The sequence below is a fragment of the Comamonas terrigena NBRC 13299 genome (genome assembly GCF_006740045.1).
Lineage (GTDB): Bacteria > Pseudomonadota > Gammaproteobacteria > Burkholderiales > Burkholderiaceae_C > Comamonas > Comamonas terrigena.
Genome location: NZ_AP019749.1, coordinates 3,899,537 through 3,913,700, shown reverse-complemented (window position 1 = coordinate 3,913,700; position 14,164 = coordinate 3,899,537). Strand labels below are relative to the sequence as shown.

Annotated in this window: 14 protein-coding genes; 10 read left to right on the top strand and 4 right to left on the bottom strand. The window is 65.8% G+C overall.

The window, feature by feature from the left end:
• Positions 1–113: 113 nt before the first annotated feature.
• Both msrP and CT3_RS17765 read left to right on the top strand, forming a co-directional pair.
• The gene (msrP, locus tag CT3_RS17770; protein WP_066537687.1) at positions 114–1,130 is read left to right on the top strand and encodes a protein-methionine-sulfoxide reductase catalytic subunit MsrP; all 1,017 of its coding nucleotides are present in this window, start codon (positions 114–116) and stop codon (positions 1,128–1,130) included.
• Positions 1,130–1,795 (top strand): protein-methionine-sulfoxide reductase heme-binding subunit MsrQ, encoded by a 666-nt coding sequence (locus CT3_RS17765; RefSeq protein ID WP_066537685.1) that lies wholly within the window; start codon positions 1,130–1,132, stop codon positions 1,793–1,795. The genes msrP and CT3_RS17765 overlap by 1 nt, the downstream gene beginning before the upstream one ends.
• Positions 1,796–1,807: 12 nt before the next feature.
• Here CT3_RS17765 and CT3_RS17760 read toward each other — a convergent pair whose 3' ends face one another.
• Together CT3_RS17760 and lptM are read right to left on the bottom strand one after the other, a co-directional pair.
• A complete protein-coding gene (locus CT3_RS17760) occupies positions 1,808–2,665 on the bottom strand; it encodes an oxygen-binding di-iron domain-containing protein (RefSeq protein WP_066537682.1) in 858 nt (285 codons plus the stop codon).
• A 201-nt stretch (positions 2,666–2,866) separates the two neighbouring features.
• Entirely contained in the window at positions 2,867–3,052 is a 186-nt protein-coding gene (gene lptM / locus CT3_RS17755; RefSeq protein ID WP_083520458.1) for an LPS translocon maturation chaperone LptM, read from the bottom strand.
• A 12-nt stretch (positions 3,053–3,064) separates the two neighbouring features.
• Between lptM and cyaY the strand changes: the two genes are divergently transcribed.
• Positions 3,065–3,400, top strand: coding sequence for an iron donor protein CyaY (gene cyaY / locus CT3_RS17750; RefSeq protein WP_066537680.1), 336 nt, complete (start codon positions 3,065–3,067; stop codon positions 3,398–3,400).
• A 123-nt stretch (positions 3,401–3,523) separates the two neighbouring features.
• On the opposite strand, the gene CT3_RS17745 is transcribed toward cyaY, so the two are convergent.
• Positions 3,524–5,839 (bottom strand): penicillin-binding protein 1A, encoded by a 2,316-nt coding sequence (locus CT3_RS17745; RefSeq protein ID WP_066537678.1) that lies wholly within the window; start codon positions 5,837–5,839, stop codon positions 3,524–3,526.
• 255 nt (positions 5,840–6,094) lie between these two features.
• Between CT3_RS17745 and CT3_RS17740 the strand changes: the two genes are divergently transcribed.
• The gene (locus tag CT3_RS17740) at positions 6,095–6,649 is read left to right on the top strand and encodes a shikimate kinase (protein WP_066537677.1); all 555 of its coding nucleotides are present in this window, start codon (positions 6,095–6,097) and stop codon (positions 6,647–6,649) included.
• 88 nt (positions 6,650–6,737) lie between these two features.
• Here CT3_RS17740 and mpl read toward each other — a convergent pair whose 3' ends face one another.
• Positions 6,738–8,132 carry a UDP-N-acetylmuramate:L-alanyl-gamma-D-glutamyl-meso-diaminopimelate ligase gene (mpl, locus tag CT3_RS17735; protein ID WP_066537675.1) on the bottom strand — a complete coding sequence of 465 codons (1,395 nt, stop codon included), beginning with the start codon at positions 8,130–8,132 and terminating at the stop codon, positions 6,738–6,740.
• Between the two features lie 255 nt (positions 8,133–8,387).
• Here mpl and CT3_RS17730 point away from each other — a divergent pair, with 255 nt between their 5' ends.
• From CT3_RS17730 to CT3_RS17705, 6 genes are all read left to right on the top strand, one after another.
• On the top strand, positions 8,388–8,990 hold the full coding sequence (locus CT3_RS17730) for a hypothetical protein (RefSeq protein ID WP_066537673.1): 603 nt from the start codon (positions 8,388–8,390) through the stop codon (positions 8,988–8,990).
• Positions 8,987–9,544, top strand: a complete 558-nt coding sequence (locus CT3_RS17725; RefSeq protein WP_066537670.1) for a TlpA family protein disulfide reductase — start codon at positions 8,987–8,989, stop codon at positions 9,542–9,544. The genes CT3_RS17730 and CT3_RS17725 overlap by 4 nt, the downstream gene beginning before the upstream one ends.
• A gap of 136 nt (positions 9,545–9,680) precedes the next feature.
• Entirely contained in the window at positions 9,681–10,142 is a 462-nt protein-coding gene (accB, locus tag CT3_RS17720; RefSeq protein WP_066537660.1) for an acetyl-CoA carboxylase biotin carboxyl carrier protein, read from the top strand.
• Positions 10,143–10,233: 91 nt separating this feature from the next.
• Positions 10,234–11,592, top strand: coding sequence for an acetyl-CoA carboxylase biotin carboxylase subunit (accC, locus tag CT3_RS17715; RefSeq protein WP_066537652.1), 1,359 nt, complete (start codon positions 10,234–10,236; stop codon positions 11,590–11,592).
• A gap of 80 nt (positions 11,593–11,672) precedes the next feature.
• The gene (gene prmA / locus CT3_RS17710; RefSeq protein ID WP_066537643.1) at positions 11,673–12,560 is read left to right on the top strand and encodes a 50S ribosomal protein L11 methyltransferase; all 888 of its coding nucleotides are present in this window, start codon (positions 11,673–11,675) and stop codon (positions 12,558–12,560) included.
• 94 nt (positions 12,561–12,654) lie between these two features.
• Positions 12,655–14,163: a zinc-ribbon and DUF3426 domain-containing protein gene (locus tag CT3_RS17705; RefSeq protein WP_066537638.1), complete on the top strand. Its 1,509-nt coding sequence runs from the start codon at positions 12,655–12,657 to the stop codon at positions 14,161–14,163.
• The last annotated feature ends 1 nt before the right edge of the window (position 14,164 follow it).

Sequence of the window (14,164 nt, the reverse complement as noted above, 5' to 3'; positions counted from 1 at the left end):
CACGGCAGCGCGCTGTCGCCGCTGGTGGGCTGCAAGGGGCTTCAGGGAACTGGCGTGCGGGTGCATGATCTCACCCTGACGCTGTACCTCTGCACAGTTTTCGGAGCGCGACCATGAACACCTCCCGCACACGCACGGCTTTCCCTGTTTCTCCCGCTTTCCCTGCGCCTGCGGCCAGCGAGATCACTGCGCCGGCTGTCTATGCTCAGCGCCGTGCCTGGCTGCAGTGGGCCGCCAGTGGCGCGGCTGGCGCCGCCCTGGCCGGCTGGGCCGGGCGCGATGCCCTGGCGGCAGCCAGCCCGGGCGGTGGCAAGCTGACGGCCTTGCCGGGCGCCACATCATCGGTGGCAGGCGCGGCAACCATGGACAAGATCACGTCCTACCGGGACGCCAGCAGCTACAACAACTTCTATGAATTCGGGACCGGCAAGGACGACCCGGCCCGCTATGCCGATGCGTTGCCTGTCCGTCCGTGGAGCGTGCAGGTGGAAGGGCTGGTGCACAAGCCGGGCACCTGGGCGCTGGAGGACCTGCTCAAGCTCAGCCCCATGGAGGAGCGCATCTACCGCCTGCGCTGCGTGGAAGGCTGGAGCATGGTCATCCCCTGGGTGGGTTACTCGCTGGCGGCGCTGATCCGCAAGGTGGAGCCGCTGGGCAGTGCCAGGTATGTGCAGTTCGTCACGTTGGCCGATGCCGAGCACATGCGCGGCCTGCGCTCGCGCGTGCTGGACTGGCCTTACACCGAAGGCCTGCGTCTGGACGAGGCGCTGCACCCGCTGACGCTGCTGGCCTTTGGCATGTACGGCGAAGTGCTGCCCAAGCAGAACGGCGCGCCGGTGCGGCTGGTGGTACCGTGGAAGTACGGCTTCAAAAGCGCCAAGAGCATCGTCAAGATCCGCCTTGTGGAGGCCATGCCCGCCACGGCCTGGAACAAGGCCGCGCGCAACGAATACGGTTTCTACTCCAATGTGAACCCCGAGGTGCCGCATCCGCGCTGGAGCCAGGCCACCGAACGGCGCATCGGGGACGGCGGCTTGCTGGCACCCAAGCGCAAGACCCTGCTGTTCAACGGCTATGGCGACCAGGTGGCCGGCCTGTACGCCGGCATGGACCTGAAAAGCAATTTCTGATGGCACGCACTGCAGTGTCCGGGGGCGAGTCGGGCTGGCACGCTGCGCTGCAGCGGGCGCTGCAGCGGGCGCTGCTGTCGCGCGCGGCCAAGCCGGTGGTCTGGGGGCTGTGGCTGCTGCCACTGGCCTGGCTGGTATGGGGCGTGCTGGCCGACAGTCTGGGTGCCAACCCGGCGGAGGCCCTGATCCGTGGCACCGGCGACTGGGCCTTGCGCGCGCTGTGGCTGGCCTTGGCGGTGACGCCGCTGCGGCAGTGGCTGCGTCTGAATGCCTTGGCGCGCCTGCGCCGCCTGCTGGGGCTGTTCGCCTTTTTCTACGCGGTGCTGCACCTGGCGTGCTACGCCTGGCTGGACCAGGGCTGGGTGTGGGGCGATATCGTGGCGGATGTGCTGGAGCGCCCCTTCATTCTGGTGGGCATGCTCACCTTCGTGCTGTTGCTGGTGCTGGCGCTGACATCACCGCGTGTAGTGCTGCGCTGGATGGGGGGCGTGCGCTGGCAGCGTGTGCACCGCATCGTGTATGGCGCGGGGCTGCTGGCCTTGCTGCATTTCTACTGGATGAGGACCGGCAAGAACGACACGGCGGAAGTGGCGGTGTATGGCGGCTTGCTGGCGGTGCTGCTGGGTTGGCGGATGTGGGCGCGGCGCAAGCCGGCAGCCCGATAGCCGGGCGGGCGCTCAGGGCGTGGTCTGGTCGCTGCGGGCCAGCGAAGGCGCTGGCGCAGGGGTCGGGGGCATGGTGCGGCGGGTCGTCAGATCGATGCGGTCGCGCGGCAACTGGTAGGCACTGGCATCCATCAGGTCGATGCCGCAGGCCAGGCCGTCCAGCCACGCATAGAAGTCCGCAATCGCCTGGGCGCCCTGGATGGGCGCGCCATGCTGCGGCACCAGCATGTCCACGTCCAGCTGGCGGGCCATGGCGGTCCACAGGCGCAGGATCTTGTTGGACACCATGTAGCGGCGGTGAAAGGCTTCCATGTGGGGCAGATGCGGGGCCAGTTCGCGCACGGGCTGGCTGGCCTGTGTGCCCGAGACCATGGAGGCGCCCAGATCCCCGGTGAACAGGATGCGGCTGACCGGGTCGTAGAAGTGGAAATTGCCCTCTGCATGCAGAAAATGCGCTGGCACCAGCCACAGCGTGCTGCGGCCCAGCGGCAGGCGGGCGCCTTCGTCCGGCACGGCAATGATGCGGTCCTGGGTCTGCCCCACCTTGGTGAAATGCGGGGCAAAGCGTTCCCAGATGCGCGAGATGACCAGCATGGCACGGGTGCTGGTCAGCCACTGGTCCAGCGAGGCGATGATGTCCGGATCGGCATGCGAGGCCAGCAGGTACGACAGCCGCGGCGGCGGGAAGTGGGGCGCCATGCTGGCAAACAGCCCGTGAAACGCTAGGTTGCCACCCGGGTCGATGAGGGCGCCCACACCATGGTCGATCACCAGGAACTGGTTGGACTGCACGGCCTGGCCGTCTTCTTCCACCAGGTCGGTGAACATCAGGCAGACATGCTGGGGATCGCGGTAAAGCTCGACAGCCATGGGGAAACTCCGGTCAGGAACAGGGGAGGGCAATGTATGCCGCCCCCCTGGCGTGCCGGTTGATGTGCCTCAAAAGCGAACCCGTACCACCAATTCTGGGGATGCCATGGGGCTGGCACCTCCATCAGCGCCTGGATGTCGTTGGGAATGGCTTCTGGCGACATTGCCGGGAGGCGTTGGCGCTCTCCCAGCCGCCGGGCATCATTGGCCGGCAGGTTTGCCGGGGGTGTCTGCCATCGGATTCAGGGTTTCGGGCAGGGTGGCACGCTGCGCGGCGGCCGGATCGGTCGGCAGATACAGCGGGCCACGCTGGCCGCAGCCCCACAGGGCTGCCGTACTGGCGGCAAGGACAAAAGTCCTGATTAGAATTTGGGAAGCTCTCAACATGTGCGAATTGTAATGACCGACCTTGAATTCTTGGACCGTGCGGAACAGCTGTTGCTGGCGGTCGAGCAGTCTGCAGACCGCATCAACGACACCTCCGATGCCGATGTCGACGCCCAGCGCGTAGGCGGGATGGTGACATTGGTGTTCCCCAACCGCAGCCAGATCATCATCAATCTGCAAAAGCCACTGCACGAAGTGTGGTTGGCGGCCAAGGCCGGCGGCTTCCATTTTCGCCTGGATGGGGAGCAGTGGCAGGACACCAAGGGGGCGGGTGAGTTCTTTGAACGTTTGAGCACCTACGCCTCCGAGCAGTCGGGGCTGGCGCTGTCATTCACCGCCCAGGGCTGACCGAGGCCCCTGGCCTTGGCACTCGGGGCCCCGGTGCAAGGCCTGGGTCTGGTGCCCAGCGTCCGTGGGACATAAAAAAACCGCATGCGTGGTGCATGCGGTTTTTTTGTGCCTGGGGCCCGATCAGTTGCGGAACAGGTCCAGAATGCGGCTGCGTTCCTCGGGCGGCGGCGCGGTGGTGGCGCCTTCCGCTGCAGCATCGTCCATGCCCAGGCTGCTGACGCCGGCGTTGCGCGCGTATTCCTCGTAGAACCATTCACCGCCGACATTGACCACGCCAGGCGGCACGGGCATTTCGGCCACGGGAACGCCCTTGAGCGCGTGCTGCATGAAGTTGATCCACACTGGCAGGCTCAGGCCGCCGCCGGTTTCGCGGGAGCCCAGGTTGCGCGGGGTGTCATAGCCGATCCAGGTGACGGCTGCCAGCGTGGGCTGGTAGCCGGCGAACCAGGCATCCATCGCATCGTTGGTGGTACCGGTCTTGCCATACAGGTCCGGGCGCTTGAGGGTGGCTTGGGCCTTGGCCGCCGTGCCCACGCGGGCCACATCCTGCAGCAGGCTGCTCATGATGAAGGCGTTGCGCGGCTCGATGGCCTGGGGCAGTTGCTCCAGCGGAGGCGCCGTGTATTCCGACAGCACGCGGCCCTTGTAGTCGGTGATCTTGGCGATCAGCCAGGGATTGACGCGGTGTCCGCCGTTGGCAAACACGGCGTAGGCGGCCGCCAGCTGCATCGGCGTCACCGAGCCGGCGCCCAGGGCCATGGTCAGGTAGGCCGGATGCTTGGCGGCATCAAACCCGAAGCGGGTGATCCACTCCTGGCCCTGCTTGGGGCCGACGGCCTGCAGCAGACGGATGGAGATCATGTTCTTGGACTTGTTCAGGCCCGTGCGCATGGTCATGGGCCCGTCGTAGCGGCTGTCGTAGTTCTTGGGCTCCCAGGGCTGACCACCGGTGACACCCGCGCTGAAGAACAGCGGGGCATCGTTGATCATGGTGGCGGGCGTGAAGCCTTTTTCCAGCGCGGCCGAGTAGATGAACGGCTTGAAGCTGGAGCCCGGCTGGCGCCAGGCCTGGGTGACGTGGTTGAACTTGTTCTTGTCGAAGTCAAAACCACCCACCAGGGCGCGGATGGCGCCGGTCTGCGGGGTCAGCGCCACAAACGCGCCTTCCACCTCGGGCAGCTGTGTGGCTTCCCAGCCGCCCTTGGTCTTGGCCACGCGGATCACGGCGCCAGGGCGCAGCTTGATATTGGGCGGCGCCTTGTCACTCAGTCCGGATTGCACGGGTTTGAGGCCATCGCCCGTGATCTGGAGCTTCTCGCCATCCGGGCGCTGGGCCACGATCTTGCGGGCCGAGGCTTCCAGCACCACGGCGGCCAGCAGGTCGCCGTTGTCCGGGTGCGATGCCAGCGCGTCGTCGATCACATCTTCCTGGGCCTGTGCATCGGCCGGCAGGGCGACGAACTTCTCCGGACCTCGGTAGCGCTGGCGGCGCTCATAGTCCATCAGACCCTGGCGCAGCGCGTTGTACGCGGCTTCCTGTTCACCGGCATTGAGTGTGGTGTAGACGTTCAGGCCGCGCGTGTAGGCGTCATTGCCATACTGGGCAAACACCAGCTGGCGCACCATTTCAGCCACATATTCGGCGTGCACGCGGGTGTTGGCGGCACTCGAATTCTTCAGCTGCAGCGGCTCGGCGCGGGCCTGCTCGGCCTGCTGCGCCGTGATGAAGCCGTTGTCCTGCATGCGGTCGATGATGTACTGCTGGCGGATATGGGCGCGCTTGGGGTTGCTGATCGGGTTGTAGGCCGATGGTGCCTTGGGCAGGCCTGCCAGCATGGCCGCTTCGGCCACGGTGATGTCCTTCAGCGGCTTGCCGAAATAGGCTTCGCTGGCGGCGGCAAAACCGTAGGCGCGGTTGCCCAGGTAGATCTGGTTCATGTAGATCTCCAGGATCTGTTCCTTGGAGAGCAGGTGTTCCAGCTTGAAGGTCAGCAGGATTTCGTAGATCTTGCGGGTGTAGGTCTTCTCGGAAGAGAGGTACACATTGCGCGCCACCTGCATGGTGATGGTGGACGCACCCTGGCTCTTGACCCGGCCGAGGTTGGCCAGGGCCGCACGCAGCATGCCCTTGTAGTCCACGCCACCGTGCTCGAAAAAGCGGGTGTCTTCAATGGCCAGCACGGCGTCGACCATCACCTTGGGGATGTCGGCGATGGGCGTGAGTGTGCGCCGCTCTTCGCCAAATTCACCCAGCAAGGCACCCTCGGTCGAGTAGACGCGCAGGGGCAGCTTGGGCCGGTAGTCGGCCAGTTCGGAAACGTCTGGCAGGTTGGGATAGGCCATGGCCAGAGCCACGGCAACAGTCAGCAGAATGGCCACGAAGCCCGCTGCCATCACGCCCAAGAGCCACAGCAGCGACTTGGGAAGCCAGTGCATTTTTCGTGGGGACTTGGGGGAGGCGTTGGAGGTGGTCTTCTCGTTGTTCGGAGAGGAAGTAGGCATGTCGCTCCACGCAGAAGTGGGTAGGCATTATAGGAAGCGTGCTTTAAGCCAGGCTGAAACAGGTTGTGGCAGTTGCCCGACCTTGGAAACGACACCGCGTCAGGCCGCGTGTGCATGGTGCCGCGCAGCTTGACGGAAAATGGCGTCTGGCGCTGAGGTGGTGCTTGAACGCTAGGAAGCTAGGAAGAGATGGAATCCAACAGCAAGATCGTGGCATTGGTCGGCCTGCCCGGCTCGGGAAAATCAACCGTGGGACGGCATCTGTCCAAGCGCTGGGGGATTCCCTTCATCGACTCCGACCATGAAATCGAAGCGCGCACGGGCGGCCCGGTGCGCGACTTCTTTGCGGCCCACGGCGAGGCGGCATTCCGCGATCTGGAGCAGGCGGTGATTGCGCAGCTGTGTGCCGACAATGGCCAGGCCCGGATTCTGGCCACTGGCGGTGGCGCGGTGCTGCGCGAGGCCAACCGCCAGGTGCTGCACCAGCACTGCCATGTGTTCTATCTGAAGGCCTCGCCCGAAGAGCTGTACCAGCGCCTGCGCAACGACAAGACCCGGCCCCTGCTGCAGGTGGACGACCCGGCCCTGCGGCTGCGCGAGCTGTTCGAGGCGCGGGATGCCCTGTATGCCGAGATTGCGCACTACGTGATCGATTCGGCCCGTCTGTCTTCCCACCAGCTGCTGCACCGCGTGGCCATGCAGGCCGAGATGGCGGGCATTGTCCCGGCCCGCGCGCAGCCCTGAATGGGCGCCAACGGGCGCCACACGTAAAAAAGCGCTGCGGCCAGTGGACGCAGCGCCGGGTGGAAGAATGTGCCCGTCCGGTGGCGGGTCAGGCTGCCGGGGCCAGGGCGTGCAGCAGCTTGGCGTGGATGCCGCCAAAGCCGCCATTGCTCATGCAGACGATATGGTCGCCCGGCTGCGCGGCTTCCACGATCATGTTCACCAGGGTGGGCAGGTCGTTGCTGCTGCGGGCCGCTTCGCCCAGGGGGGCCAGGGCGCCGGAGACATCCCAGTCCAGTCCGGCGGTATGGCAGAACACCAGATCGGCCTCTTTCAGCGCCCAGGGCAGCTGGGATTTCATGGTGCCCAGCTTCATGGTGTTGCTGCGCGGCTCGAACACGGCCAGGATGCGCGGGCTCTGGCCCAGGCGTTTGCGCAGGCCTTCCAGCGTGGTGCGGATGGCCGTGGGGTGGTGGGCAAAGTCGTCGTAGACGGCAATGCCCTGCACCGTGCCGCGCAGTTCCATGCGGCGCTTGACGTTGTGAAAGCGCCCCAGGGCTTCGGCCGCCACCTGGGGCGACACGCCCACATGTTCGGCGGCGGCAATGGCCGCCAGCGCATTGAGCTGGTTGTGTACGCCAGTCAGCTGCCATTCCACGCGGGCCACCGAGCGGCCGCGCTGCAACACCTCAAAGGCGTGGGCCGGGCCTTCGGCGCTGAATTCCGATACGGCGCTGCCGAAATGCGTCACCTCGCTCCAGCAGCCCTGGTTCAGCACCCGTGTCAGCGATTCTTCCAGGCCGTTGCTCACAATGCGTCCCGTGGCCGGAACGGTGCGCACCAGGTGGTGGAACTGGCGCTCGATCGCGCCCAGATCGTCAAAGATGTCGGCGTGGTCGAATTCCAGGTTGTTCAGCACGGCCGTGCGCGGGCGGTAGTGCACAAACTTGCTGCGCTTGTCGAAGAAGGCGGTGTCGTATTCATCCGCCTCGATCACGAACAGCGGGCGCTCCTGGCCGGCGGCCAACTGGCCCAGGCGGGCGCTGAGGCCAAAGTCCAGCGGCACGCCGCCGACCAGAAAGCCGGGCGTGAGGCCGGCGCATTCCAGGATCCAGGCCAGCATCGACGTGGTGGTGGTCTTGCCGTGTGTGCCGGCCACGGCCAGCACATGGCGGCCTTGCAGCACATGCTCGGACAGCCATTGCGGGCCGCTGGTATAGGGCAGGCCGGCATCCAGGATGGCTTCCATCAGCGGGAATTTGGGCGAACCGTCGGCCAGGCGTGCGCGGCTGACGACGTTGCCCACGACGAACACATCGGGCTTCAGCGCCAGTTGCTCCACGCCGTAGCCTTCAATCAGCTCGATGCCCAGGGCACGCAACTGGTCGCTCATCGGCGGGTACACGCCCGCGTCGCAACCGGTCACTTTATGGCCCGCCTCGCGTGCCAATGCAGCCACCCCGCCCATGAAGGTGCCGCAAATCCCCAGGATGTGAATATGCATGTGCCCAATTCTACGGGGCCGGCCATGCCGCGGCGGCGGTCACCGCGCATGGAATGCAAGCGGTTGCTACCAATTTTGCAGTGGCAGACATTTTTGGCAAGTCGCCTCATGCGGGCATGCTGCGGGGCGCAGCGGGGTACACCAACAGCGCCGACAGGGCCGAGGCCGGCAAGGGCGCATGCGCAGGCGGGGGCGCATGCGACGTGCTCCTGGCCGCTGGTGCAGGGGTATCCCGGACTGGGCCACAATGGGTCCATGTCTGTACCGTCCATTGCCGATGAAATCGCCCAGACCGCTGCCCGCCTGGTGGTGGAAGAGGGTCTGGAGTGGGGCCCTGCCAAGCGCCGTGCCGTGCGCCAGCTGGGCTTGCCGCAGCGCACCCCCTTGCCGGACAACGACCGGGTTGAAGCCGCGGTGCGGGAATATATCGAGCTGTTCTGCGCCGATACCCAGCCCCAGGAGCTGCGCGCGCTGCGCGAGCTGGCCGTGGTGTGGATGGAGCGGATGGCGCCGTTTCGCCCCTATCTGGCCGGAGCGGTATGGCGCGGCACGGCCACCCGGCTGTCGGACATCTATATCCAGATGTTCTGCGATGACCCCAAGTCGGCCGAAATCGCGCTCATCGACCACAACGTGCAGTACGACGTGACCCAGGTCACGGGCTTCCATGGCGAGACCGTGGATGCCCTGAGCATCAGCAGCTTCTGCAAGCCCCTGAATGAAGCCGTCGGGGTGCACCTGATGGTCTACGACTTCGACGATCTGCGCGGCGCGCTCAAGCCCGATGGGCAGGGCCGCACCGCGCGGGGCGAGGTGACCGCGCTGCGTGCGCTGCTGGATGCGGAGGCCGCCGCATGAGCCCCGCACCCCATACCCCGCAAGAGACCGTGCAGACCGGGCGCCGCCGCTGGCTGGTGGCCGGCGTGGCGGGCGGCGCTGCCGTGGCCGGCGCTGGCTGGGCCTGGTGGCGCAGCAGTGCAGCGCCTTCGCCCAATGCCGCGGCGGAGCAGGCCTTCTGGGCCTTGCAGCTGCAAACGCCAGAGGGCGCACCGCTGGCGCTGCAGCAGTTTGCCGGCAAGCCTTTGCTGGTGAATTTCTGGGCCACCTGGTGTCCGCCCTGTGTGCGGGAGCTGCCGCTGCTGTCCCGCTTTGCGCAGGAGCAGCCGCAGGTGCAGTTGCTGGGTCTGGCCGTGGACCAGGCGGCGCCGGTGCAGAAATTCCTGGCGCGCCAGCCGCTGGCATTTCCGGTGGCCATGGCCGGGGCGGGCGGCAGCACGCTGACGCGGACCCTGGGCAATGTCACAGGGGGGCTACCTTTCTCTATCTTGTTCGATACAAGAGGAAATGTGAAGCAACGTAAAATAGGCGAGTTGAGCAGCGCCGATCTGCAGCAGTGGGCACAGTCCCTATAGCTGATTTGGCGCAAGCGAGTGCAGAAATGCGAAGCTTTACCATGTTGGTGTTCGCTAAAAATGCAGCCCAATGTGCGGAGAAGGGCGAAATTAGGGTAAATTCGCGCCCTACTTAGTTTTAGCCGTTGGAGCTTCCATGGATCTGCGAAAACTCAAAACCCTGATTGATCTGGTGTCCGAATCGAATGTGTCGGAGCTGGAAATCACCGAAGCCGAAGGCAAAGTCCGTATCGTCAAGGGCGGTGGCGCCGTGGTGCAGCAGTTTGTGGCTGCACCGGTGCAAGCCGCTCCCGCCGCTGCGGCACCTGCTGCTGCCGCACCCGCTGCCGCCGCTGCGGTCGCTGAATTGCCCGCACCTGTGGTGGGCCATCAAGTGAAGTCCCCCATGGTGGGCACGTTCTACCGTTCCGCCAGCCCAGGCGCCAAGGCGTTTGTCGACGTGGGTGCCCAGGTCAAGGAAGGCGACACGCTGTGCATCATTGAGGCCATGAAGATCCTCAACGAGATCGAAGCCGACAAGTCCGGCACCGTGACCCGCATCCTGGCCGACAACGGCCAAGCCGTGGAATACGGACAACCGCTGTTCGTGATCGAGTGATCTGCCAGGGCCCACAGGGTCAGCGGACTGTGCCGCTGCCCTGCGGATTCCACGGTTCGCCCTGACAGGGCGAGGAACAACGAGGACCTCCATGTTTAAGAAAATTTTGGTTGCCAACCGGGGTGAAATTGCCCTGCGCATCCAGCGTGCTTGCCGCGAAATGGGCATCAAGGCCGTGATGGTCTACTCGGAAGCCGACCGCGAAGCCAAGTACGTCAAGCTGGCCGACGAAGCCGTGTGCATTGGCCCGGGCCCGTCGCCTCTGAGCTACCTCAATATGCCGGCCATCATCTCGGCTGCCGAGGTGACCGATGCCGAAGCCATCCACCCCGGTTATGGCTTCCTGAGCGAGAACGCCGACTTTGCCGAACGTGTCGAGCAAAGCGGTTTCGCCTTCATCGGCCCCACGGCCGATTCCATCCGCATCATGGGTGACAAGGTTTCGGCCAAGCAAGCCATGATCAAGGCGGGCGTGCCCTGCGTGCCCGGATCGGACGGCGAACTGCCCGAAGACCCGGCCCAGATCCGCCGCATCGCCAAGGCCATCGGCTACCCGGTGATCATCAAGGCCGCTGGTGGCGGTGGTGGCCGCGGCATGCGCGTGGTGCACACCGAAGCCGCCCTGGTCAATGCCGTGCAGATGACCAAGGCCGAAGCCGGTGCTGCCTTCGGCAATCCTGCGGTTTACATGGAGAAGTACCTCCAGAATCCACGCCACATCGAAATCCAGGTGCTGTGCGACCAGCACAAGAACGCGGTGTACCTGGGCGAGCGCGACTGCTCCATGCAGCGCCGCCACCAGAAGGTGATCGAGGAGGCTCCGGCCCCCGGTATCCCCCGCCGCCTGATCGAGAAGATCGGCGAGCGCTGCGTGGCTGCCTGCAAGAAGATCGGCTACCGCGGTGCGGGCACGTTCGAGTTCCTGTACGAGAACGGCGAGTTCTACTTCATTGAAATGAACACCCGCGTCCAGGTGGAGCACCCGGTGACCGAATCGATCACCGGCGTGGACATCGTGCGCACCCAGATCATGGTGGCGGCCGGCGACAAGCTGCCCTTCACCCAGCGCCAGATCAACACGCAGATGCGCGGTCACGCCATCGAGTGCCGCATCAACGCCGAAGATCCGTACAACTTCATGCCTTCGCCCGGCCGTGTCACCATGTGGCACATGCCTGGCGGTCCTGGCGTGCGTGTGGACTCGCACGTGTACAACAACTACTTCGTGCCGCCCAACTACGACTCCATGATCGGCAAGCTGATCGTGTACGGTGACACCCGCGAGCAGGCCCTGGCCCGCATGCGCACGGCGCTGTCGGAAGTGGTGGTCGAAGGCATCAAGACCAATGTGCCCCTGCACCAGGACCTGATGGTGGACGCCAAGTTCATGGAAGGCGGCACCAACATCCATTACCTGGAGCAATGGCTGGAACACCGCAAAAAGCGCTGATCCACCACGGTAGATGACCAGCATGCTGGCCCTTGGCAACGGGGGCCAGCATTTCGTTTTTCAGCCCAAGGAGTTGCCTTATGCATGAGCTGAGCCTGATGTGCCCGGAAGACCGGGTGGAAGATGTGAGCGACGCGCTCGATGCGCTGGATGCCCTGAGCGTGTCTGTGGAGGACATGGACGCCCAGACCGAAGCGGAACAGGCGCTGTTCGGCGAGCCTGGCATGCCACCCCCCAAGGATGGCTGGAACCGCAGCCGCATCGTGGCCTTGTTCCCCGATGAAGCCGCCGCCCGGCAGGCGCAGGACCTGCTGGTGCTGCAGGATTTCTTTGGCGGCTGCCAGGTCCTGGGCATCCAGGAAGTGGAAGCCCAGGACTGGGTGCGGCTGACGCAGTCGCAGTTCCAGCCAGTGGACATCACCCCCGAGTTCTGGATCGTGCCCACCTGGCACGAGATGCCCGAAGCCGCCAAGGTCAGCATCCGCCTGGATCCGGGCCTGGCCTTCGGTACCGGCACCCACCCCACCACCCGCATGTGCCTGCGCTGGATTGCCACGCAGCCGGCAGGCAGCCTGGGCCGTACGCTGGACTATGGCTGCGGCTCCGGCATTCTGGCCATCGGTGCGGCCAAGTTCGGCGCGCCAGCGATTGATGCGGTGGACATCGATCCCGATGCCGTGGTCTCCTGCGAGCTCAATGCCCAGGCCAATGCGGTGCAGCTGAACGCCGGCCTGCCCGACAAGGCCCAGGGCCAGTACCAGACGGTGTTGGCCAACATCCTGGCGACGCCGCTGCGGATGCTGGCGCCGCTGCTGTGCAACCATGTGCAGGCCGGTGGCCATCTGGTGCTGGCCGGTATCCTGGAGCGCCAGGCGGATGAGCTGAAGCAGGCCTATGCACCCTATGTGCAGCTGGATGTGAGCGACAGCGAAGACGGCTGGATTCTGATGACGGCCCGCAAGGCCTGAGCCGCACGCACAGCTTCTTTTGGGCTGTGACTGTCTGCCCCCCGCGGGTTGCGGGTGTGGCGGGCGGGCGGCCTGCTTCTACAATCGGTGCGCCATGAGCCAGATCACCACCTGTCCTTCCTGCAGCACGCGTTTTCGCGTGGTGGCAGACCAGTTGCGCATTTCCGATGGCTGGGTGCGCTGCGGTCAGTGCCAGGAGGTGTTCGACGCGCGCGACCACCTGGATGCGGTGGTTGCCGTGGAGCCTGCGGCGGCGCCGGAGCCCGTGCCGGCAGCCCCTGCCGTCCCGGACGCTGTGGCGCACACCGGTGTGGCCGGTGCGTCTGCCGTGCCAGCCGTGCAAGCCATGCCTGTGGCACCCGTTGCCGAGGAGGTGGTGACCGAGCCTGAGGGCGAGGAGCCATCGCTTCCAGCGCCCGACATGCCCGTGCCTGCGCCGGTCGTGCCACCCGCTCCGGGTTATGAGCTGCCGGCGCCGCAATGGTCGGACGATCCCGACCTGCCGGAACCTCCGGCAGCGCATGAAGAGCCAGAGCCTGAGGTGGCGCAGCCGCTGCGTCCATCGCATGCAGCGGTGGAGCCGGGCCATTTTTCAGATCCCGAGCCGGCGCTGCAGCCGCCATCGGTCGCGCCTGCAGCGCCGGCGTCGGGGCGCACAGACCCCGTATGGAATGCCAGCGCGGCGGCACCGGCTGAGGTGGCAAGGCAGGAGCCCTCGGCATCCGCGGAGGCCTTGACTGACGCGTGGGCCGCTGCCGACCGCTATGGCCTGCAAGGTGCAGCACCGGCACAGGACGGGCGCTCGGATGCCGAGCCCGAGGGGCCGAATTCTGTGCAGGAAGCGGCGGATAGGGTGGACGCATCCACACCGGTGCTGCCGGCAGAGGCGGCGGAGGCGGCCGAGGTGGTGCCCCATGCTGCGGAGCCCGCGGATGCCGGAGCTGCAATGCCGCCGGTGGATGCCATTGAATCTGCGGCACAGAAGCTGGCGCAGTCCGAAGCCGCAATCGCCTCCGCGGCAGCACCGGCATTTCCGTTTGCCGAACCGGTGGACGATGACGATCCGCTGGTGCTGGACTCTTCACTGGAGCCGGGTTTTGTGCGCGATGCACGGCGCAAGGCCTGGTGGCAAAAGCCCGTGGTGCGGGTCGCCATGGGCGCGAGCGTCGTGGTGCTGCCGGTGGCGCTGGTCCTGCAAGTGGCCTTGCATGAGCGCAACGCACTGGCGGCCTGGCAACCCAGCCTGCGGCCGGCACTGGAGTTCATGTGCACGGCCCTGCAGTGCAAGCTGGGGCCGCGCCAGCAGATTGGCGCCATGGTGGTGTCGGGCTCCACGTTTGCCAAGGGCGAGCGCGAGCGTGCCTACCAGCTGAGTCTGAGCATACAGAACCGCGCCGGCACGCCCGTGGGCATGCCGGCCGTGGAGTTGACGCTGACCGATGCCCAGGACCAAGCCATCGCCCGCAAGGTGATCCAGGCCAAGGAGCTGGGCGCACCGCCAGAACTCAAGGCCGGTGCCGAGTGGAGCGGCACGGTGCCGGTGACCACCGAAGGTTTGAACCTGCAGGTGTCCGGCTACCGCGTGCTGCTGTTTTACCCCTGAT